This is a genomic window from Rhodanobacter denitrificans (genome assembly GCF_000230695.2).
Classification (GTDB): domain Bacteria; phylum Pseudomonadota; class Gammaproteobacteria; order Xanthomonadales; family Rhodanobacteraceae; genus Rhodanobacter; species Rhodanobacter denitrificans.
The window spans coordinates 2,737,731-2,757,363 of record NC_020541.1; the positions used below are offsets into that span (position 1 = coordinate 2,737,731).

General features: G+C 69.1%; 19 protein-coding genes, 1 tRNA gene and 1 pseudogene. 6 read left to right on the forward strand and 15 right to left on the reverse strand.

Annotated elements, in window-relative coordinates; genetic code table 11:
- The first annotated feature begins 3 nt into the window (after positions 1 to 3).
- Together R2APBS1_RS12550 and R2APBS1_RS12555 are read left to right on the forward strand one after the other, a co-directional pair.
- The gene (locus R2APBS1_RS12550) at positions 4 to 1,458 is read left to right on the forward strand and encodes a DUF4139 domain-containing protein (RefSeq protein WP_015448195.1); all 1,455 of its coding nucleotides are present in this window, start codon (positions 4 to 6) and stop codon (positions 1,456 to 1,458) included.
- A gap of 18 nt (positions 1,459 to 1,476) precedes the next feature.
- Complete coding sequence (locus tag R2APBS1_RS12555; protein ID WP_015448196.1) at positions 1,477 to 2,235, forward strand: enoyl-CoA hydratase/isomerase family protein; 759 nt, start codon at positions 1,477 to 1,479, stop codon at positions 2,233 to 2,235.
- A 118-nt stretch (positions 2,236 to 2,353) separates the two neighbouring features.
- Here the strand turns inward: R2APBS1_RS12555 and R2APBS1_RS12560 are convergent, their stop codons facing one another.
- The 3 genes and pseudogenes from R2APBS1_RS12560 to bamJ all read right to left on the reverse strand — a co-directional run bounded on the left by R2APBS1_RS12560 (position 2,354) and on the right by bamJ (position 4,756).
- A complete protein-coding gene (locus R2APBS1_RS12560; RefSeq protein WP_015448197.1) occupies positions 2,354 to 3,217 on the reverse strand; it encodes a sulfurtransferase in 864 nt (287 codons plus the stop codon).
- Positions 3,214 to 3,995: pseudogene (locus tag R2APBS1_RS12565) on the reverse strand (NUDIX hydrolase). The gene R2APBS1_RS12560 and the pseudogene R2APBS1_RS12565 overlap by 4 nt, the downstream one beginning before the upstream one ends.
- 38 nt (positions 3,996 to 4,033) lie before the next feature.
- A complete protein-coding gene (bamJ, locus tag R2APBS1_RS12575; RefSeq protein WP_015448198.1) occupies positions 4,034 to 4,756 on the reverse strand; it encodes a BamJ family beta-barrel-assembly machinery protein in 723 nt (240 codons plus the stop codon).
- A gap of 166 nt (positions 4,757 to 4,922) precedes the next feature.
- Between bamJ and R2APBS1_RS12580 the strand changes: the two genes are divergently transcribed.
- Positions 4,923 to 5,705 (forward strand): enoyl-CoA hydratase/isomerase family protein, encoded by a 783-nt coding sequence (locus R2APBS1_RS12580; RefSeq protein WP_015448199.1) that lies wholly within the window; start codon positions 4,923 to 4,925, stop codon positions 5,703 to 5,705.
- A 129-nt stretch (positions 5,706 to 5,834) separates the two neighbouring features.
- On the opposite strand, the gene R2APBS1_RS20170 is transcribed toward R2APBS1_RS12580, so the two are convergent.
- The 6 genes from R2APBS1_RS20170 to R2APBS1_RS12605 all read right to left on the reverse strand — a co-directional run bounded on the left by R2APBS1_RS20170 (position 5,835) and on the right by R2APBS1_RS12605 (position 12,909).
- Positions 5,835 to 6,326 carry a hypothetical protein gene (locus R2APBS1_RS20170; protein WP_155950924.1) on the reverse strand — a complete coding sequence of 164 codons (492 nt, stop codon included), beginning with the start codon at positions 6,324 to 6,326 and terminating at the stop codon, positions 5,835 to 5,837.
- Positions 6,327 to 6,455: 129 nt separating this feature from the next.
- On the reverse strand, positions 6,456 to 7,361 hold the full coding sequence (locus tag R2APBS1_RS12585; protein ID WP_015448200.1) for a DUF1684 domain-containing protein: 906 nt from the start codon (positions 7,359 to 7,361) through the stop codon (positions 6,456 to 6,458).
- A gap of 33 nt (positions 7,362 to 7,394) precedes the next feature.
- Positions 7,395 to 9,221, reverse strand: a complete 1,827-nt coding sequence (gene mutL, locus R2APBS1_RS12590) for a DNA mismatch repair endonuclease MutL (RefSeq protein WP_015448201.1) — start codon at positions 9,219 to 9,221, stop codon at positions 7,395 to 7,397.
- A 49-nt stretch (positions 9,222 to 9,270) separates the two neighbouring features.
- Positions 9,271 to 10,779, reverse strand: coding sequence for an N-acetylmuramoyl-L-alanine amidase (locus tag R2APBS1_RS12595; protein WP_007508049.1), 1,509 nt, complete (start codon positions 10,777 to 10,779; stop codon positions 9,271 to 9,273).
- Positions 10,780 to 10,943: 164 nt separating this feature from the next.
- Positions 10,944 to 11,429 carry a tRNA (adenosine(37)-N6)-threonylcarbamoyltransferase complex ATPase subunit type 1 TsaE gene (tsaE, locus tag R2APBS1_RS12600; protein WP_015448202.1) on the reverse strand — a complete coding sequence of 162 codons (486 nt, stop codon included), beginning with the start codon at positions 11,427 to 11,429 and terminating at the stop codon, positions 10,944 to 10,946.
- Positions 11,416 to 12,909 carry an NAD(P)H-hydrate dehydratase gene (locus tag R2APBS1_RS12605; RefSeq protein ID WP_015448203.1) on the reverse strand — a complete coding sequence of 498 codons (1,494 nt, stop codon included), beginning with the start codon at positions 12,907 to 12,909 and terminating at the stop codon, positions 11,416 to 11,418. Before R2APBS1_RS12605 ends, tsaE begins: the two co-directional genes overlap by 14 nt.
- A 15-nt stretch (positions 12,910 to 12,924) precedes the next feature.
- Between R2APBS1_RS12605 and queG the strand changes: the two genes are divergently transcribed.
- Entirely contained in the window at positions 12,925 to 14,022 is a 1,098-nt protein-coding gene (gene queG, locus R2APBS1_RS12610; protein ID WP_015448204.1) for a tRNA epoxyqueuosine(34) reductase QueG, read from the forward strand.
- Positions 14,023 to 14,026: 4 nt separating this feature from the next.
- Here the strand turns inward: queG and panD are convergent, their stop codons facing one another.
- From panD to pcnB, 5 genes are all read right to left on the reverse strand, one after another.
- The gene (gene panD / locus R2APBS1_RS12615) at positions 14,027 to 14,419 is read right to left on the reverse strand and encodes an aspartate 1-decarboxylase (protein WP_007508045.1); all 393 of its coding nucleotides are present in this window, start codon (positions 14,417 to 14,419) and stop codon (positions 14,027 to 14,029) included.
- A 100-nt stretch (positions 14,420 to 14,519) separates the two neighbouring features.
- Positions 14,520 to 15,365 carry a pantoate--beta-alanine ligase gene (gene panC / locus R2APBS1_RS12620; RefSeq protein WP_015448205.1) on the reverse strand — a complete coding sequence of 282 codons (846 nt, stop codon included), beginning with the start codon at positions 15,363 to 15,365 and terminating at the stop codon, positions 14,520 to 14,522.
- Positions 15,366 to 15,382: 17 nt separating this feature from the next.
- Positions 15,383 to 16,213, reverse strand: coding sequence for a 3-methyl-2-oxobutanoate hydroxymethyltransferase (gene panB / locus R2APBS1_RS12625; protein WP_015448206.1), 831 nt, complete (start codon positions 16,211 to 16,213; stop codon positions 15,383 to 15,385).
- Positions 16,214 to 16,268: 55 nt separating this feature from the next.
- On the reverse strand, positions 16,269 to 16,748 hold the full coding sequence (gene folK / locus R2APBS1_RS12630; RefSeq protein ID WP_007508042.1) for a 2-amino-4-hydroxy-6-hydroxymethyldihydropteridine diphosphokinase: 480 nt from the start codon (positions 16,746 to 16,748) through the stop codon (positions 16,269 to 16,271).
- Positions 16,745 to 18,097, reverse strand: a complete 1,353-nt coding sequence (gene pcnB / locus R2APBS1_RS12635) for a polynucleotide adenylyltransferase PcnB (RefSeq protein ID WP_015448207.1) — start codon at positions 18,095 to 18,097, stop codon at positions 16,745 to 16,747. Before pcnB ends, folK begins: the two co-directional genes overlap by 4 nt.
- Before the next feature lie 191 nt (positions 18,098 to 18,288).
- Here pcnB and R2APBS1_RS12640 point away from each other — a divergent pair.
- Together R2APBS1_RS12640 and fdxA are read left to right on the forward strand one after the other, a co-directional pair.
- Positions 18,289 to 18,364 (forward strand) — tRNA-Glu (locus R2APBS1_RS12640).
- Positions 18,365 to 18,620: 256 nt separating this feature from the next.
- Positions 18,621 to 18,944 carry a ferredoxin FdxA gene (fdxA, locus tag R2APBS1_RS12645; protein ID WP_007508040.1) on the forward strand — a complete coding sequence of 108 codons (324 nt, stop codon included), beginning with the start codon at positions 18,621 to 18,623 and terminating at the stop codon, positions 18,942 to 18,944.
- Positions 18,945 to 19,011: 67 nt separating this feature from the next.
- On the opposite strand, the gene R2APBS1_RS12650 is transcribed toward fdxA, so the two are convergent.
- On the reverse strand, positions 19,012 to 19,602 hold the full coding sequence (locus R2APBS1_RS12650) for a hypothetical protein (protein ID WP_027490127.1): 591 nt from the start codon (positions 19,600 to 19,602) through the stop codon (positions 19,012 to 19,014).
- Between the last annotated feature and the right edge of the window lie 31 nt (positions 19,603 to 19,633).

A 19,633-nucleotide genomic window follows, 5' to 3' on the forward strand; every position in this document is an offset into this window, starting at 1 on the left:
CTCATGACGACAGCACATCGCCCCGCTCTTGCCCTCGCCTGCCTGGCCGCCCTGGCCGGCGCATCGACGGCACGGGCCACCGACAGCACGGCACTCACCCTGTATCGCAGCGACAGCCCCGCGCTGTACGCCAGCCAGGGCGGCGGCGACATCGACGAAGGCTACGCGGTGGTACGCGAGCAGCGTTCGCTGAACCTCGCCGCCGGCGTCCACGACGTGGTGGTCGGCGACCTGCCGAACGCGCTCGACGCCGAGGCGCTGGCGCTGGGCTTTCCCGACGGCAACGCGAAGGTGATCTCGCAGCGCCTGCTGCTGGCGCAAGGTGCGGGCGCAGCGCTGAGCGGTCTGGTCGGACACGAGGTGAGCGTGCTCGGCGGCAGCGGCGAAGCGCTGGCCGGCGGTACCCTGTTGCGCGCAGGCAACGGCTTGCTGGTGCGCGGCACCACCGGCACCACGCTGGTGCGCGACTACGCCGCCGTGCGCAGTGCCGAAGGCGGCTTTCCGCTCGGCTCCAGCCTCAGCCTGCGCGTGGACGCTGCGCGTGCTGGCCAGGCCCGCGCCGTGCTCAGCTACCCCACCGCCGGCCTCGGCTGGCGCGCCGCGTACGTGGCCACGCTGCAGCCCGGCGCAGCCTGCCGCATGCGCTTCGAGTCGCGCGCCAGCATCGCCAACCGCAGCGGCCGCGACTGGCACGATGCGCAAGTCACCCTGATTGCCGGCGAACCGAACATGGCCAAGGCCTCGGCACCGCGGCCGATGGCGTCGATGGCGCGCGGCTACAGCGCGAAGGCCGAAACCCTGCCGCAGCAGGACAGCCTCGGCGACTACCGCAGCTACACCCTGCCCGGCACGGTCGAACTGCCCGACGGCAGCGTCAGCCAGGTGCCGCTGTATGTCGACCGCACGCTGGACTGCGAACGCACCGCGCTGTACGAAAACGGCAACCGCTACCAGCCGCCACGGCCGATCCTCGAACGCGACTACAACCCGGGCGGCGGCAGCGCCATCGTCAGCACGCTGAAGCTGAAGGCGTTCGACAGCCTGCCGGCCGGCTACCTGCGCGTGCTCACCGCCGACCGCCACGGCACGCCGCAATTCATCGGCGAAGGCCGCATCGAGGACACCCCGAAAGGCAGCGACGCCAGCATCACGCTGGGCACCGCCTTCGACCTGCGCGCGACACGCGAGCGCACCGCCTTCCAGGTGGACAAGGCCGGCCGCACGCTGGACGAGACGTTCCGCATCACCCTCGGCAACGCCGGCGACAGCGCCCGCACGGTGACCGTGCGCGAGCATCCCGGCCGCTGGCGCCAGTGGACGCTGGTCTCCTCCAGCAGCAAGCCGAGCGCACAGACGCCGGACACGCTGGAGTTCCGCATCGAAGTGCCGGCCGGCGGCAAGGCCGCGCTGGACTATGCGGTGCGCTACCGCTGGACCGACGACGAACAACCGCAATAACCCCGACCGGAGTTTTTCATGCTCAACCTCGGCAACCACGACCACGGCATCCGCGAGATCCAGCTTGCCCGCCCGCCGGTAAACGCACTGAACCTGGAACTGCTGCGCGCGCTGCGTGCCGCCGTCGACGATGCCGTGCAGGGCGGCGTGCGCGGCATCGTACTGTCCGGCGCGCCGGGGCTGTTCTCCGCCGGCGTCGACGTGCCGACCCTGCTCCAGCGCGACCGCGCCGGCGTACGCGAATACTGGCGCGAGTTCTTCGCACTGTGCGGCACGCTCGCCCGTGCGCCGATCCCGCTGGTGGCGGCGATCACCGGCCACAGCCCGGCCGGCGGCGCGGTGCTGGCGCTGTTCTGCGACTACCGGGTGATGGCCGAAGGGCCGTACCGGATCGGCCTCAACGAGGTGCAGGTCGGGCTGATCGTGCCCGAGGCGATCCAGCTGGCGCTGCGCCGCGTGGTCGGCACTTACCGCGCCGAACGGCTGCTGGTCGCCGGCGCAATGATCGAATCATCCGCGGCGCTGGCCTGCGGCTTCGTCGACGAGCTCACCGGCGTCGACCAGGTCGCCACCCGCGCGATCCGCTGGCTCGGCGACCTGCTGGCGCTGCCCTCGCACGCGATGCTGACCACCCGCGCGCTGGCCCGCGCCGACCTCGCCGCCGCCTACGCCGACATGGACGCGCTGCCGCTGGACGATTTCGTCGACGCATTTTTCCACCCGCAGACGCAGGCGGTATTGCAGCAACTGGTCGCGCGACTGAAAGACAAGAAATGAAACGGCCACGCCGCAGGAACCCGCTGGCGGGCGATACGCTTGCTTTTGCGAACCCCGGCTTTCAACGGACGGACATCCGGTCATCCCAGCTCCAAACGCATCGCCCGCCAGCGGGCTCCTAGAGCTCCCACGACTCCCCGGTTGCCACCGGCCGCGACGGGTCGCTGACCCAGCCGCTCCACGACGGCGCGTACAACCGCGAGCCGGTGAGGCCGGCGTGTTCCATCGCCAGCAGGTTGTAGCAGGCGGTGACGCCGGAGCCGCACATGTGCACGACCCGGTCGGGCATCGCGTCACCCAGCACCGCGGCGAATTCCGCGCGCAGCTGCGCCGGCGGCTTGAAGTGGCCGTCGGCGAGCAGGTTGTCCACGTAGGGGCGGTTGCGCGCGCCCGGCACGTGGCCGGCGGCGCGATCCAGCGGTTCGATATCGCCGCGATAACGCGCGGCGGCGCGGGCGTCGAGCAGCAGCGGCGACGGCGCGGCGTGCAGCGCCGCGTGGTCGACAATCACCTGCCGCGCGTCGTAGCCCAGCATCACTTGCGTCGGCGTGCGCGCAGGCACGTCGGTAGCCAAGGGCTGCCCGGCAGCCTGCCACGCGGCGTAGCCGCCATCGAGCACCGCCACCGCTTCCACGCCGGCCAGCCGCAGCAACCACCACAGCCGCGCCGCCGCCAACGCGCCCGGCCCGGCGTCGTAGCAGACCACCTGCAACTGCGGCGTCCAGCCCCAGCGGCCGAGCACAGCGCTGAACGCGGCCGCCGCCGGCAACGGATGGCGCCCCAGCCCGTCGGGCACGCGCGACATGTCGGAAAGGTCGCGCTCCAGGTCGGCGAACACGGCGCCGGGAACGTGCCCGGCCAGGTAGCTGCGCTCGCCCTGCGCGCGGTCGACCAGGTCGACGCGGCAGTCGACGATCAGCACGTCGCTCGCCGGCAACGCGGCCAGCGCGGCGACGTCGATCAGGGTGGTTTTCAGCGTCATGTCCGTCCCATCCTTTCGAGCAGGTTGTACAGCATCGCGGCGGTGGCGCCCCAGATACGGTGGCCGCCGTGGACGAATTCCACCATCGGCCGGCGATGGCCGCGGAACTCCATGGTGTAGCGGCGCAGGTTCGCCGGTTCCAGCAGGAACGCCAGCGGCACCTCGAACACCTCGGCTACCTCGGCCGGCGCCGGATACAACCTGGCCTCGGCGGCGATCCGCGCCACCACCGGGGTGATGCAGTAGCCGCTGATCGTCTCGAAGCGGTCGAGGTAGCCCAGCGGCGTCACCAGCGTGCGATCGAGACCGATTTCCTCCTCGCTTTCGCGCAGCGCGGTGGCCAGCGCGTCGCCGTCACCGGGATCGCTGCGCCCGCCGGGAAACGCGACCTGGCCGGCATGCGCCTGCAGGTGGTCGGTGCGCACGGTCAGCACCAGCCGCGGCTGCACGCCTTCGCGAAAACCCATCAATACCGCGGCCGGCAGGCGCTCGCTGTTGCCGAGCAAGCGGGACATGTCCGCGTGGTTCCAGCCCGGTCCGATCGGCGGCGTCGACAACGGCCGCAGTGCACTGACCAGCTGGTCGATCATGGCACCCTGCGCAGCGGCAGGATCTCGCGCATCACGCGCAGCCGTTCGGCGTCGCCCATCGCACGCCAGCGGCCGATCTCCTCGCCGGTGCGCCGGCAGCCGACGCAATAGCCGCGCGCGTCCAGCCGGCAGGTGCCGATGCAGGGCGTCAAGGGCGGCGGTTCGGCGGGATGCGGGGTGTTCGACATGCCCCGCCATGCTACCACCGCGGGGTTGGCGTCGGCTTTCAGGGCTTGCCCGTATCCGGCTTGATCGCGAGCAGCTCGATCTCGAACACCAGCGCCTCGTTCGGCCCGATCCGCGGCAGCGCGCCGGTTTCGCCGTAGGCCAGCTGCGGCGGGATCACCACCTTCCAGCGATCGCCCACATGCATGCGCGGGATCACGTCCTGCCAGCCGCGGATCACCTTGTCGACGGTGAAGCTGACCGGCGCGCCATGCGCCCAGGTGCTGTCGAATTCGGTGCCGTCCACCAGCATGCCGCGGTAGTTCACGGTGACCGTGCTGGTCACCGTGGGGCTGGCCTTGCCGCTGCCCGCGCTGAGCACGGCGTACTGGATACCCGACGGCAGCTGGACCACGCCGGGCCGCTGCCGGTTCTGCGCCAGGTACTGCGCGCTCTTGCGCGCGTTGGCGGCGGCGACCCGCTTGAACTCGGCCAGCGCATCGGCGTGCATCTGCTGGTCGAGCCGCTGCAATTGCTGATGCATGTCCTGCATCGACACGCTGGGGTGGCGCCTGGCGTAGGCATCCTGGATCGCCCGCAGCAGCACCGGGATTTCCACGTCCGGCTTGCCGTCGGCAAACTGGCTGCCGATCTGGTAGCCGATCGCGTACGACAACTTCACCTTGTCGGGCTTCGTTGCCGGCGCCGACGCGGCGCTCTGCGCATGTGCCGCGCCGCCCAGCAACAGCGCTGCGCCGAGCAACCCGCAACGCAGATGTGTCATGCCTTTCTCCACCGGGCCCTTCCCTATCGGACAGTCGATCCTGACGGTTCATCCTAAGCGGTCAGCGCGCTTCATGCAGCGCCGGCGTTCGTGGCTTGAGAAACCCCGCGGCGGCAAAGGTTCCCACTGCTACCATCGCGGACTAACCACCGTCAGGAGCCGGCCCATGGCCTACCGCAATCTGGAAATCAGCAACCGCGGCGCCGTCCGCACGATCGTCGTCAACCGCCCGGACAAGCTCAACGCACTGAACCGCGACACCCTCAACGAGCTGAGCCTGGTGTTCGCGCAGGCCGCGCAGGATGACGCCGTGCGTGTGGTGGTGCTGACCGGCGCGGGCGAAAAGGCCTTCGTCGCCGGCGCCGACATTGCCGAGATGAACGGCTACACGAGCGTGCAGGCGCAGGGTTTCTCGCGCGCCGGGCAGCGCCTGATGGCGTCGATCGAGCGGCTCGGCAAGCCGGTGATCGCGCGCGTGCAGGGCTTCGCCCTGGGTGGCGGCATGGAGCTGGCAATGGCCTGCCACCTGCGCGTGGCCAGCGAGAAGGCGAGGTTCGGCCAGCCGGAGATCAACCTCGGCCTGATCCCCGGTTTCGGCGGCACCCAGCGGCTGCTGCGGCTGGCCGGTCGTGGCGCCGCGCTGGAGCTGTGCCTGACCGGCGCGCCGATCAGCGCGCAGCGCGCGTACGAGCTGGGCATCGTCACTCGCGTGGTGGCGCCCGAGGCGCTGGACGACGCCGTGACCACGCTGGCCGACCAGCTTTCCGCCGCCGCGCCGCTGGCCGCCGCCGGCATCCTCGACGCCGTGCTGCAAGGCGGCGAGAGCGCCATCGACCAGGGCCTGGAGTTCGAGACGCAGGGCTTCGCACTGGCGTTCTCCACCGAGGACATGCTCGAAGGCACCACCGCGTTCCTGCAGAAACGCAAGGCCGAGTTCAAGGGACGCTGAAACCGCCGAGGACAAGTGACAAGAGCGGAGGCGCAGTTCGCAAGGCAGGTAGCGCCTCCGCTTTACATCAGGGCATCAGACAACAGGGCCTCCGCTTTGCTGAGCCGCAACTCGTTTCGCAAAATCTGCTTATGTCGCACGCGAGCAGGAGTTGGTCACGTTCCTCTTGTATTCCGTCAACTCCCAACCGGACGATCCATCAGGATAATGGACATACGTGTATTCCCACTCTTGGGTATATCCCGAGAGACAAGTCGATACCTTGTAGGTATCGCCGACGGCATGATGACCTCCCGGGGGTGGAAATGGCGGCTCAGGCACCGAAGCCTGAGGGCTGATTGTCCCGACCAATGTAGGTCCATTCACCTGCCTTGACCATGTGACCACAAAATCGCCCAGCTGCGTGAAGTCACCCATGGCACTCTGGCTGGTTCGAAGATCCATGTCTGGATGTTGGAGAAAAGCCTGAACTTGTGCGTACTCGGCAGTTCCAGCCGCAATATGGCGCGTGGTAGTGATGCGGACCACTTGCGCTCCAGAGGCAGGCGAATCAAACGCGATGGCAGATCCCATGCACAGCAAAAAAGCCACCATCGACAACAGAATTACAGCGCGTTTCATGAGTAATCCCTCACTTCAAAGAAACCGGCAAGCCATGTAGTCACGCCTACCCGTGGCAACCACTAGTTCTGTCAATCGAAATTGTCAAGCGCAATTTGCGAGGTCACGCCCCACCATCGCCGACAACTGTCAATGCGCGCCAGCGTATTTTTTCTCGCCGGCCGTCACTCTCAGATCCAAACGGTTTTCCGGCGGCGCCAGCGGGCAGGTGGCGAACGGGGTGAACGCGCACGGCGGGTTGTAGGCCTTGTTGAAGTCCAGCACGACCTTGCCGTCCCTGGGCGGGTCGATGTACAGGAAGCGCGCGGCACCGTAGGTTTCCCTGCCGCTGGTGCGGTCGGCGAACACGATGAAGTATTGCGCGTCGCCCGGCACCTCGATCACCGGCAGGATCTCGAAGCGCTTGCCGTCGCGGGTGAACTCCAGCTTGCCCGGCACCGGGTACTTGTCGACGGTGCCGATCACCGTGCCCATCTCCAGCGTCTCGCCCGGTGCCGCCGGCAGCCAGGTCGCCTCGATCCGCCACGACGGGTCGACCGGGAACGCGTCGATGCCGGCGAAGTGCTTGCGCGATGGCGCTTCCGTGTCCTTGACCCGCAGCCCCTTGCGGCCGTCGCGGTCGATCACGTAGAAGCTCGCGCTGCCGAACGCCACCCGCGTCGGCGCAGCGTCGCCGGCAACGTGGGCGTCATCCACCAGCGGCGCTTCGGCCACGGCCTTGCCGTCGATCGTCGCGCCATTGTGCTTGTCCAGCACCATGCGCACGCTGCCGTCGTGCGCCAGCGTGACCACGCCCAGGTGCGCCGGCCCGGTGCCCAGCACGATGTCGTTATCGGCGGCGCTGCCGACGCGGTTCGCGCCTTCCTTCAGCCACTCCAGCCCGATCAGGCTCAGCCAGCCGTCCGCCGCGGTGAGCCGCTCGATCCGCCCGGCACGCCACTGCTCGATGCTTTGCTTGTAGTTGTCGATGGTGGCGGCTGGCACGGTGGCGACTCCCAGGATGGCGGCGGCAACAAACAGGCTGGTACGTATCATCAAGATCTCCGGCAATGTTTTCTTGAAGGCGCGTCAACGGCCGCGCATGAACAACTTGTCGAGCTCGGCCAGACTCAGCTGGACCCAAGTCGGACGCCCATGATTGCACTGCCCGGAGCGTTCGGTCGCCTCCATCTCGCGCAGCAGCGCATTCATCTCGGGGATGGTCAGACGCCGTCCCGCACGCACCGAGCCATGGCAGGCCATGGTGGAGAGCAGTTCGTTCTCCAGCTCCTGCAGCCGGCGCGAGCTGCCGTGCTGGGCCAGTTCGGACAACACGTCACGGCTGAGCTGGCCCACGTCGGCGCCTTCCAGCAGCGCGGGAATGCGCCGCACCACGATCGTCGCCGGGCCGCTGCGCGACAATTCCAGCCCCCACTCGGCCAGCGCCTCGGCATGTTCCTCGGCGGCCGCCGCCTCCTTCGCGCTGACCGCGATCGACAGCGGCACCAACAGCACCTGCGAGCGCAGGTTGCTGGTGACGCGGCCGGACTTCAGCTTCTCGTAGGTGATCCGCTCGTGCGCCGCGTGCATGTCCACCAGCACCAGGCCGTGCGCATTCTCGGCCAGCACGTAGATGCTCTTCAGCTGCGCGATGGCGTAGCCCAGCGGCGGCGATTCGGCGTCGTCGGCGGCCGGCATCGGTGCGGTGCCGGCCATGCGCGGCGACTCGCCCAGCAGGGCGGCGTAATCGGCCAGCGGAGCCTCGCGCACGCCCAGCGCCAGCCGGCTCTGCCCGGCACGCCCGAGCCAGGCCGACGCCGCGGCGACCGCCGGCATGCCGGGCAGCGGCGAAGCGCTGGCGCTGGCCAGGCGCAGGTGGCCATCCTCCGCCTGCACGTGCGAGGCCACCTGCCCCGCACGTGTCTGCGCCAGTGCCTCGTGCAGGGTGCGGAACAGGAAGTCGTGCACCAGCCGCTGCTCGCGAAAACGCACCTCGTGCTTGGCCGGATGCACGTTCACGTCGACCCCGGCCGGATCCAGTTCCAGGTACAGCACGAACGCGGCGTGACGACCGTGGAACAGCACGTCGGCGTAGGCCTGGCGCACCGCGTGGGCGACGATGCGGTCGCGCACCAGCCGGCCGTTGACGTAGAAATATTGCGCGTCGGCCTGCGCGCGCGACGCGGTGGGCAGACCGACCCAGCCGGACAGGTGCAGGCCCGCCGCGGCGTGGTCGATGCGCAGGCTCTGCGCCGGGAACTCCTCGCCGAGCACCTCGGCCACGCGCACCAGCTGCGCCTGTTCGTCGCACGCCGCCTTCCAGATACGCACCGGCTTGCCGTTGTGACTGAGCCGGAACTCCACCGAGCTGCGCGCCAGCGCCAGCGATTTCAGCAGGTCGTCGATATGCGCGAATTCGGTGCGTTCGGCGCGCATGAACTTCTTGCGCGCCGGCACGTTGTAGAACAGGTCGCGCACCTCGACACTGGTGCCTTGCGGATGCTGCGCCGGACGCGCCGCCTGCAGCCCGCCGCCATCGACCTCGATGCGGAAGGCGGCGTCCTGGTCGCGCACGCGCGAGGTCAGCGCGAAGCGCGCCACCGACGATACCGAGGCCAGCGCCTCGCCGCGGAAGCCCATGCTGGCGACATGTTCCAGGTCGTCGAAACTGCCGATCTTGCTGGTCGCATGCGAGGCCACCGCCAGCGGCAGTTCGTCGGCATGGATGCCGTCGCCGTCGTCGCGCACGCGGATCAGCCGCGCGCCGCCGGCCTCGATCTCCACCTCGATGCGGGTGGCGCCGGCGTCGAGGCTGTTCTCGACCAGTTCCTTGACCACCGAGGACGGACGCTCGATGACTTCGCCGGCGGCGATCTGGTTGATGAGCTCGGGGGGAAGCGGGCGGATGACGGTCATCCGCGAACTTTAGCAGCGATCGCCGGCCAGGCCGCTGGCGCAGCCGGGATCAGCCGGCGGGGATGGTCAGCGTGGTGCCTGCGCGCACCGTGTTGCTGTTGATCCGGTTGGCGTTCTTCAATGCGCTGACGCTGACGCCATACTGCCGCGCGATGCTGCCCAGGCTCTCGCCGTGGCCGACCTTGTGCACGTCGTGCGCGGGCTCCTGCGCACGAGCCACAGACCGGCTGGCCGACGCCGCCACCTTGCCTGCGCCGGCAGTCGCACCGGAAGCCAGTTGCACGCCATTGCGACGCGCAGCCTCGGCCGCGAACCAGGTGCCGGGCGGCGGCGTGGATTCGAAATAATTCCGCACGCCGCCCATCACCGCCTCGGCGAGCTTCTTCTGGTGCGCCGGATCACGCAGCTTGCGCTCCTCGGCGGGATTGCTGATGAACGCGGTCTCGACCAGGATCGAGGGCACGTCCGGCGAACGCAACACCACGAAATTCGCGCGCTCGACATAGCCGCGGTGGGTCGGTCCCAACTGGGCCAGTGCCTTCAGCACGTTGCCGGCGACCACGTCGCTGGCCTGCATCGCCCAACCCTGCTGCAGGTCGAGCAGCACCTTGGCCAGGCTGTCGTCCTTGTCGTCCAGGGTGGTGCCGCCGATCAGGTCGGCGCGGTTCTCGCGGTCGGCCAGCCAGCGCGCGGCCTCGCTGGTCTTGCCGCGCGGCGACAGTACCCACACCGACGAACCACGGGCGTCGTCGCTGGTGAATGCGTCCGCGTGAATCGACACGAACAGGTCCGCATTGTGTTCGCGGGCAATCCGATAACGCTGCGTGAGCGGGATGAAGAAGTCGCTGTCGCGGGTCAGCACGGCCTTCATGCCGGGCTGGCGGTTGATCTGCGCCGCCAGTTCGCGCGCCACCGCCAGCGTGACGTTTTTCTCCAGCGTGCCGCCGGGACCATGCGCGCCCTGGTCCTTGCCGCCGTGGCCGGCATCGATCGCCACCACCACCTGGCGCTGGCCATCGAGCATCGCCGCCGCCTGCTCGGCCGCCACCCGGCGGCTGTGCGTGGGGTTGCTGTACGACGGAAGCACCGCCGGCGTCTTGGTGACGGCCGCCGGTGCGGCGGCACGGTGCGGCGCCGCAGCGGCGGCGATGCCGGCACCGTCACCGGCCGGATACAGGTCCAGTACCAGCCGGTAGGCCGTGCCGCTGGCCGGCTTCAGCACGAAACTCTTCAGGTGGCTGGCCGGGTCGACCTTCGCGGTCAGCTGCAGGCCGTCGCCGACCCGCGCGTGGCTCATGCCGCGATACAGGCCTTGGGCGGCCGGGCTGGAAAAACCGCGGGCCGCCCGGCTGCCGGGCAGGTCCACCACGACCTGGCCATCCTTCTGGCTGATCGAGTAACGCAGCGGGCCGGAGGCGTCGAGCACCACGCGGGTGTATTCGGGGCCGGCCCAGGCCCGCGCGCCTTCCAGTTCCGCTGCCTGCGCCGCACACAGCGGCAGCGCCGCCAGGATCGCGACGACAGCCCATCCGCACCGGTTGTTCAGCTGACCCCTCATGACGCGGCATTGAAACGCAGCCTTGCGAGGAATGCAAGATACTTTCCCTTGAATATCCATAACCTGCACATCATTCATCACGCTGCGTCAAGTTATGGGGTGCAAGTGGCACATCCGTAACGAATCCTTGCCTGCCCCGCCGTCGGCAATTTTTTCAGGGAAAATCAGGACTTGGCCAGCCGCGCCAGCAGCCGCTCGCCGCGGGCGGTACGCGCGCGCAACGACACTCGACGCCCCTGGCCGGCATAGTCCAGACGTACGTCAAGGTCGGCCGCCGGCAGCGCCCCGGCGCCGCGCTCGGGCCATTCCACCAGCACCAGCGCGGCCGGCTCGGCCAGCGCATCGAGGCCCAGCCATTCCAGTTCACCGGGGTCGGCGATCCGGTAGAGGTCCAGGTGCCAGGCCGGGCGATCACGCGTCGCATAGCCTTCGATCAGGCTGTAGGTGGGGCTCTTGACCCGCTCGCCCACGTCCAGCGCGGTCAGCAGGGCGCGCGCGAAACTGGTCTTGCCAGCGCCCAGCGGGCCATGCAGGTACAGCACCAGGCCGTCGTCCAGCAGATCGGCCAGGCGCGCGGCCAGCGCCGCCGTGGCTGCCTCGTCGGGCAATGCCCAGGCCAGGTCGGTATCGATGGATTCAATCATGCTCATAGCCCATCATGCCGTTGCCGAGGGCACGCAGGGGAGCCAGCAGGTCGCCGGCCAGCAAGCCGCGCTCGCCCTGCTGGGCGGCACGATCGCCGGCCCGCGCATGCAAGCCGACGCCGAGGCAAGCCGCCTGCCAGACGCCGCAACCCTGCGCAAGCAGGGCCGCCACGATGCCGGTGAGCAGGTCGCCCATGCCGCCCGAGGCCATCCCGGGGTTACCCCACGGACAGACGTCCAGACGTCCATCCGGATCGGCGATCAGGCTGCCGGCGCCTTTCAGCACGACGACCGCGGCGTAGCGCCGGGCCAGTTCGCGCACCGCGGCGAAACGATCCTGTTCCACCGCGGCGGCAGTCGTCCCGAGCAACCGCGCCGCCTCGCCCGGGTGCGGCGTCAGCACGGTCGGCGAGCCGAACCGGCGCGGCTCGCGGGCGAGCAGGTTCAGCCCGTCGGCATCGAGCACCAGCGGCTTGCCGGCGTCCAGCGCGGTCAGCCACAGCGCATGGCCCCAGGCGGCCTGCCCCAGGCCCGGACCCAGCGCCAGCACGCTGGCCCGTTCGAGCAGCGGCGCCAGCGCCTGCGGCCCGTCCACCCCGTGCGCCATCAGTTCCGGCCGCGCCGCATTCAGTGCGAACACGTGGTCGGCGCGGGTCGCCACGCTGACCAGGCCGGCGCCGGCGCGCAACGCCGACTCGCCGGCCAGGCGTACCGCGCCGGCCATGCCGTATTCGCCACCGATCACCAGCACATGGCCGTAGCTGCCCTTGTTCGCGTAGCGGGCGCGCGGCGGCAAGGCTTCGGCAACCAGCAACCGCGCGTCGGGCAGCATGTCGGCATGGACGCTGTCCGGCACGCCCAGGGTGGCCAGTTCGAGCACGCCTACCTGGTCGACCGCGCGACCGGTATGCAGCCCACGCTTGCCGGCGACGAAGGTCACCGTGACCTGCGCGCGGATCGCCGCGCCGGGACAGCTGCCGGTATCCGCATCCAGCCCGCTGGGCACGTCCAGCGCCAGCACCGGGCAGGCGCTGTCGTTGATCGCCTCGATCAGCTGCGCCGCTACCGGCTCCGGCGCGCGATGCAGACCGATACCGTACAACGCGTCCACGTGCAGCTCGGCATCGGGCAACTCGCTCTGCGCATCCCACAACCGCACCCGACCGCCACCCGCTTCCCACGCCGCGCGTGCCGCCGCGGCGTCGCCGGGCGAGGCAGCGGTCAGCGCCACCAGCTCGACCTGCAGGCCGGCCTCGCGCGCCAGCACGCCGAGCAGGAAGCCGTCGCCGCCGTTGTTGCCGGGGCCGCAGTGGATGCACAGCTGCTGCAGCTGCGGCCAGTGCCGGCGCAGGCTGTTCAGAGCGGCGCTGGCCGCGCGACGCATCAACTCGGGGCCGGAGATGCCCAGCGCCGACAACGCCGCACGCTCCATCGCGCGCAACTGTTCGACGGTGTGCAGATGGCGGCTGTACGGGTGGGCAGGCATGCGCGGATTATAGGCATGCGCCGCATCTACAATAGATGGATGTCCGGCACCGACATCCAGGCCCCACCCGATTACGCCACGCTCGCCCGCGACATCAAGCGCTGGGCGATCGAGCTGGGCTTTGCCGACGCCGGCATCAGCGGCACCGACCTGGGCGAGGACGAACAGCACCTGCAGCGCTGGCTCGATGGCGACCATCACGGCGAGATGGAATACATGGCCCGCCACGGCACCAAGCGCACCCGCCCGGCCGAACTGGAGCCGGGCACGCAGCGGGTGATCTCGGTACGCATGGATTACATCCCACCCGGCACCGCGAACGCCTGGGACGTGCTGGGCGACGCCGAGGCCGGCTACGTGTCGCGCTACGCGCTGGGCCGCGACTACCACAAGCTGATGCGCCAGCGCCTGCAGAAGCTGGCCGAGCGCATCCACGGCGTGGTCGGCGACTTCGGTTATCGCGCTTACGTCGATTCCGCGCCGGTGCTGGAAAAGGCGCTGGCGCGCAACGCGGGGCTGGGCTGGATCGGCAAGCACACCGTGCTGATCAACCGCCACGCCGGCTCGTACTTCTTCCTCGGTGAGCTGTACACCGACCTGCCGCTGCCGGTGGACGAGCCGGCCAGCGCGCATTGCGGCAGCTGCACGCGCTGCATCGAGGTGTGCCCGACCCAGGCGATCCTGGGGCCGTACCGGCTCGACGCGAAGCGCTGCATCTCGTATCTCACCATCGAGCTGAAGGGCAGCATTCCGGAAGAGCTGCGCACGCCAATGGGCAATCGCATCTTCGGCTGCGACGACTGCCAGCTGGTCTGCCCGTGGAACAAGTTCGCACAGATGACCGCCGAGCCGGATTTCGCGCCGCGGCACAGCCTGGACGGCGCCAAGCTGGTCGAGCTGTTTGCGTGGAGCGAGGAGGAATTCCTCAAGCGCACCGAAGGCATGGCGATCCGCCGCACCGGCTACGAGGGCTGGCTGCGCAACATCGCGGTGGCGCTGGGCAACGCGCCGAAGTCAGCAGCGGTGATCGCAGCGCTCGCCGCCCGCGCCGACCACCCGTCGGCGGTCGTGCGCGAGCATGTGGCGTGGGCGCTGGCGAAGCAGCGCAGTTGAAGGTTCAGGCCGCGGCCATCTGCTTGGGGATGGAACGGTTGGTGTGGCTGATGCGGTTGCCCGGACCCGGTGCGATGTAGACGCAGGTCGGCTGATACTGCTCCAGCTCCGCCTCGCTCAGCTGCGCGAACGCGGCGATGATGACGATGTCGCCAGCCTGCGCACTGCGCGCGGCGCTGCCGTTGACCGAGATGATGCCCGAGCCTTCCTCGGCGCGCAGCGCGTAGGTGACGAAACGCTGGCCGCTGTTGACGTTCCAGGCGTGGATCTGCTCGTACTCGCGGATGCCGGAGGCATCCAGCAGCAGACCGTCGATCGCGATCGAGCCTTCGTAGTGCAGCTCGGCGTGGGTCACCGTGGCGCGGTGGATCTTGGCCTTGAGCATGTTCAGGTGCATGACGTTCTTTCCGGCAGGGACATCCTGCAAAGTCGGCGATTATCGAACCGATGACGCTGCGCCGCAACATCAAGCGGCATGGGCTCGATATGCGGCCGGCTCAGTCCAGCCGCAAGTTGTCGATCAGCCGGGTGCCGCCCAGGCGGGCCGCCACCAGCGCCACCAGCCCTTCGCGCTCGCCCTCGGCCGGCTCGGCCAGGTCTTCGGCACGGCGGATCGCCACGTAATCGGGAACGAAACCCGCGCGTTCGAGGCGCGCGGCGGCGGTCTGCTCGACGGCCTGCCACGGGTGGCCCTGCGCCAGCAGTTCGCGCATCTTCTGCAGGGTGTCGTGGATCAGCGGCGCACGCGCGCGTTCCTCGGCGCCCAGGTACTGGTTGCGCGAGCTCAGCGCCAGGCCGTCGTCGGCGCGCAGGATGGGCGCTGCCACCACCTTCACCGGCAACCCCAGGTCGCGCACCATCCGCTCGACCACCTTCAGCTGCTGGAAGTCCTTTTGGCCGAACACCGCCAAGTCCGGCTGCACCAGGTTGAACAGCTTGCACACCACGGTGGCCATGCCGTCGAAATGCCCCGGCCGGTGCGCGCCTTCCAGCGTGTCGGTGATCTGCGGCACGCGCACGCTGACGCTGTGCTCGGGGCCGAACGGGTACATCGTGGCCACGTCCGGCGCGAACAGCAGGTCGCAATCGTGCTCGGCCAGGGCCGCCTGGTCCTGCACCAGGGTGCGCGGGTAGCGGTCGTAATCCTCGTTCGGCCCGAACTGGGTGGGGTTGACGAACACGCTGGCCACCACCCGTTCGGCGCGCGCGCGCGCCAGCTTGATCAGCGACTGGTGGCCGGCATGCAGGTTGCCCATGGTCGGCACGAAGCCCACCGTCTGGCCCTGCGTGCGCCAGCCGCGAATCGCGGCGCGCAGCGCCGGGACGTCTTGTACGGTCTGCATGGGCGGGCTCGCTCAGCTCAGTTGAAGCAATGCTCGGGGGCCGGGAAGGCGCCGCTGCGCACGTCCTCGGCGTAAGCGGCGATCGCCGCGCCGACCGAATCGCGCCCGGCCAGGAAATCCTTGCTGAACTTCGGCCGCTTGCCCGGGGTGATGCCGAGCATGTCGTGGATCACCAGCACCTGGCCGTCGCAATGCGGGCCGGCGCCGATGCCGATCACCGGGATCTTCAGCGCCGCGGTCACCCGCTGACCCAGCTCGACCGGCACGCCTTCCATCACCAGCAGGTCCGCCCCGGCCGCCTGCACTGCCAGTGCTTCAGCCAGCACGCGGTCAGCCGCCGCCTGCTCGCGGCCCTGGATCCTGAAACCGCCGAACTTGTGCACCGACTGCGGAGTGAGCCCGAGGTGGGCGCAGACCGGGATCGCGCGCGCGGTGAGCGCCGCGATCGCCTCCAGCACATGCGGCGCGGCCCCCTCGATCTTCACCATCGCGGCGCCGGCCTCGCCGACCAGCCGAGCGCCCGCCTCCAGCACATGCGCCACGTCGCGGTCGGCCATGAACGGCAGATCGGCCACCAGCATCGTGGCCGACAGCCCGCGCGCCACCGCGGCGGTGTGGTAGACCATGTGCTCCAGCGTCACCGGCAGCGTGCTGGCGTGCCCCTGCACCACCATGCCGAGCGAATCGCCGACCAGCGCAACATCGACGCCGGCCGCCTCCAGCTGCCACGCGAAACTGGCGTCGTAGGCGGTAAGCATCACGATGCGCCGTCCCTGCGTCTTCATCGCAAGCAGGCCTGGCACGGTCACCGGCTTGCGGTCGGGGACACTGGCGTTCTGCACGTACACGGCAATTCCTGGGATGGGGGTGGTCGCCGATTATCCGGCGCGCCACGGTGATGGCTCAAGCCACGCGTTCGCAGCCGGCCGGATCGAGGCGGGCGAGCCATTCCGCCACCGTGGCCTGGCCGGACGGACGCAGCGTGGGCGCAATGTCGTGCAAGGGCAACAGCACGAATGCCCGCTCGGCCATGCGTGGGTGCGGCAGGGTCAGCTGCGGGTCGTCGAGCCGCACGCCGTCGACGTGCAGCAGGTCCAGATCCAGCGTGCGCGGCCCGTTGCGCTCGCCGCGCACGCGGCCGGCGCGCTGCTCGATCGCCAGCAAGGCGTCCAGCAGGGCATGCGGCGACAGCGCGGTATCCAGTTCCACCGCCGCGTTGATGAAGGGTGGCTGTTCCAGCACGCCCCACGGCGGCGTGCGGTACAGCGGCGAGCGCTGCAGCAGGCGGGTGTCAGGCAGTTTCGCCAGCGCGTCCATGGCATCGAGCAGCTGTTGCCGAGGATTGCCGAGATTGCTGCCCAGCGCGACGTAGGCCAGGGTCACGCGGAACCGGACTTGTCGGCCGGCCGGCGTCGCCGCCGGCGCGCGCGCGGCGGCCTGGCGGCCACCGGCGCCGCCACCACGTGATCGCTGCCGCCGCCGGCCGGCAGTGCGGCGGCCAGCACATCCGGCGGCAGTTGCTGCGCATGCGCCCACCACTGGCCCAGCTCGCGCATTGCCGGCGATTCGTCGCCGCGCAACAGCAGGAAGTCGAACGCCGCGCGAAACCGCGGGTGCGCCATCAGGCGGAACACCCGCTTGCGCTGGACCTGTTCGAAGCGCGGCTGCAGCGACCAGATCTCCTCCATGGTGAAGGTGAACCGGCGCGGGATCGCGACCCGCTGGCACTGCTCGCCGACCACCTGCGCCGCGGCGCGCGACCACGCCTCGTTGCCCTCGACGCCGCGACCGATCAGCTGGTGCGCCACGTCGCGCACCTCGCCCCACAGCAGCACCGCAAACAGGAACGCTGGGGTCACTGACTTGCCCTCGGCGATCCGCGCGTCGGTGTTCGCCAGGCCGTGCTCGACCAGCGCACGCAGCGCCTCGTCGCCGCGCTTGAGCGCGCGCGCGGTCGCCGGGAACAGGAATTTCAGCAGGCCGCATTGCTCCAGCACGCGGAAACTCTTCAGGCCGTGGCCGGAGAGGAACATCTTCAGCGACTCGTCGAACAGCCGTGCCGGCGCCGCATCGGCCAGCAGCGGCCCCAGCGTCTCGAACGGCTCTATCGCGGCGGCATCGATGTGCATGCCGAGCTTCGCCGCCAGTCGCGCCGCGCGCAGCATGCGCACCGGGTCCTCGTGGTAGCGGGTGTCCGGGTCGCCGATCAGGCGCAGCATGCGGTCTTCGAGATCCCGCATGCCGCCGACATAGTCGCGCACCGAGAAGTCGCTGATGTCGTAATACATCGCGTTGACGCGAAAGTCGCGGCGTAGCGCGTCTTCCTCGATGGTGCCCCAGATGTTGTCGCGCACGATGCGGCCGTCGATGATGTGGCGGTCGCCCTCGCCACCTTCCTCGCCGGTGCCGCGGAAGGTGGCCACCTCGATGATCTCCGGGCCGAACACCACGTGTGCGAGCCGGAAACGGCGGCCGATCAGGCGGCAGTTGCGGAACAGCTTCTTCACCTCGTCCGGCGTGGCGTTGGTGGCCACGTCGAAGTCCTTCGGGCGCAGCCCCAGCAGCAGGTCGCGCACCGCGCCGCCGACCAGGTAGGCGGCGTAGCCGGCCTCGTTGAGGCGGTACAGCACGCGCAACGCCGACTTGCTGATGTTCTTGCGCGAGATGATGTGCTGGTCGCGCGGAATGACCCGCAGCGTCGGCGTGGCGTCGGTCCTCGATTCGAGATTCAAGCGGTCGGAATCCTTGCGGGGCGAGCTGCCCGTGGGTTGCAATATATCGCGGCGCGCAGCACCGCGAACCGTCCCGCAGGGGCGCGGAACCTCTGCGCCGACGGGGCCTGTCTCGAACCGCGCAAGCCGATGGCTGCCGAGCATTGCCGGGCGAAACAATTCCGCTATACTAGCGCGCCTCGCAAGTTAACGCTCCCTTCGTCTAGTGGCCCAGGACACCGCCCTCTCAAGGCGGGAACACGAGTTCGAACCTCGTAGGGAGCGCCATTGCTTTTGCAATCTTCCGTGATTGCTCCAGTTGGGCCGGCCAGTGCCAACGTACAGCTCGGCGCCACTGGCTGGATCAGAAGCGGCCATTAACGGCCGCACTTTTCATCACCTGTGCGATCGTCCATGATCGCCGCATCTGGAAGAGCTTCGACGAGCCACGTTGCTTGGCCGTTGGCTAGACTAAAGGCGGCCATCCATGGCCGCACTCTTCACAAGAGCGCTCCGATTCGCTTCTCTCAGAGCAGAGCCGCCCATGACTTTCGTTGTCATCGACAACTGCATCAAGTGCAAGTACACCGACTGCGTCGAGGTCTGCCCGGTCGACGCCTTCCATGAAGGCCCGAATTTCCTGGCGATCGATCCGGACGAGTGCATCGACTGCACGCTATGCGAGCCGGAGTGTCCGATCAACGCCATCTATCCGGAAGACGACGTGCCAGCCGGACAGGAAGGATTCGTGGCGCTGAACGCGGAGCTGGCCAAGAGCTGGCCGGTGATCACCGAACGCAAGGATGCGCTGCCCGACGCCAGGGAGTGGGAAGGCAAGCCGGACAAGCTCGCACTGCTGCAGCGCTGATGCCCTCTGCAAAAAAGAACGCCGCCCCGAGGGCGGCGTTCTTTTTTGCATGTCTGCGCTCCGCCGATCAGCCGCCCAGGCGCGACTTCAACGCATCGACGACCTTGCCCACGGCCGCGGCATTGCCTTCGGCGCGTATTTCGCTGGCCGCGGTGCCGCTGCCGTTCACGCTGATCTGCACCTGGTGCGAGCCGGCACCTGGGGCGGCCAGGGAGTCGCTCTTGTCGCGCCCGAACAGGCGGCCGAAGAAGCCTTTCTTCTTCTGCTGCACCATCGCGTCGGAAACATTCAGCGTGTAGCTGTGCGTGGCATCGTCGTGACCCACCAGCTCGCCCAGACTGCCGCTTTCCAGTACCTGGCCGACCCGGCGATAGGCATTGTCGACGCTGTCGGCCAGCACGAAGCCATCGCTGATCTGGCCGCCAACCGAACCGACGCGCGCGGTGGCGCCACTGGCGGTCGGCTGATTCGCACCCGGCGGCGGGATCACCAGCGCTTCGCTGGTCGAGGGCCGGTCGAGGCTCGGCGGAATCTCCAGCGGAGCCTCCTGCACGGCCTTGTCCCACGCCTTGTGCGAACGGAACACACCGCAACCGGAGAGCAGCAGGCCAGCGAGGGCCACGGCCGGCAGGGCCACGAGGAGCGAGGTTTTCTTCATGTAATCGGATTCCGTGAGTAAGTCGGGCAAC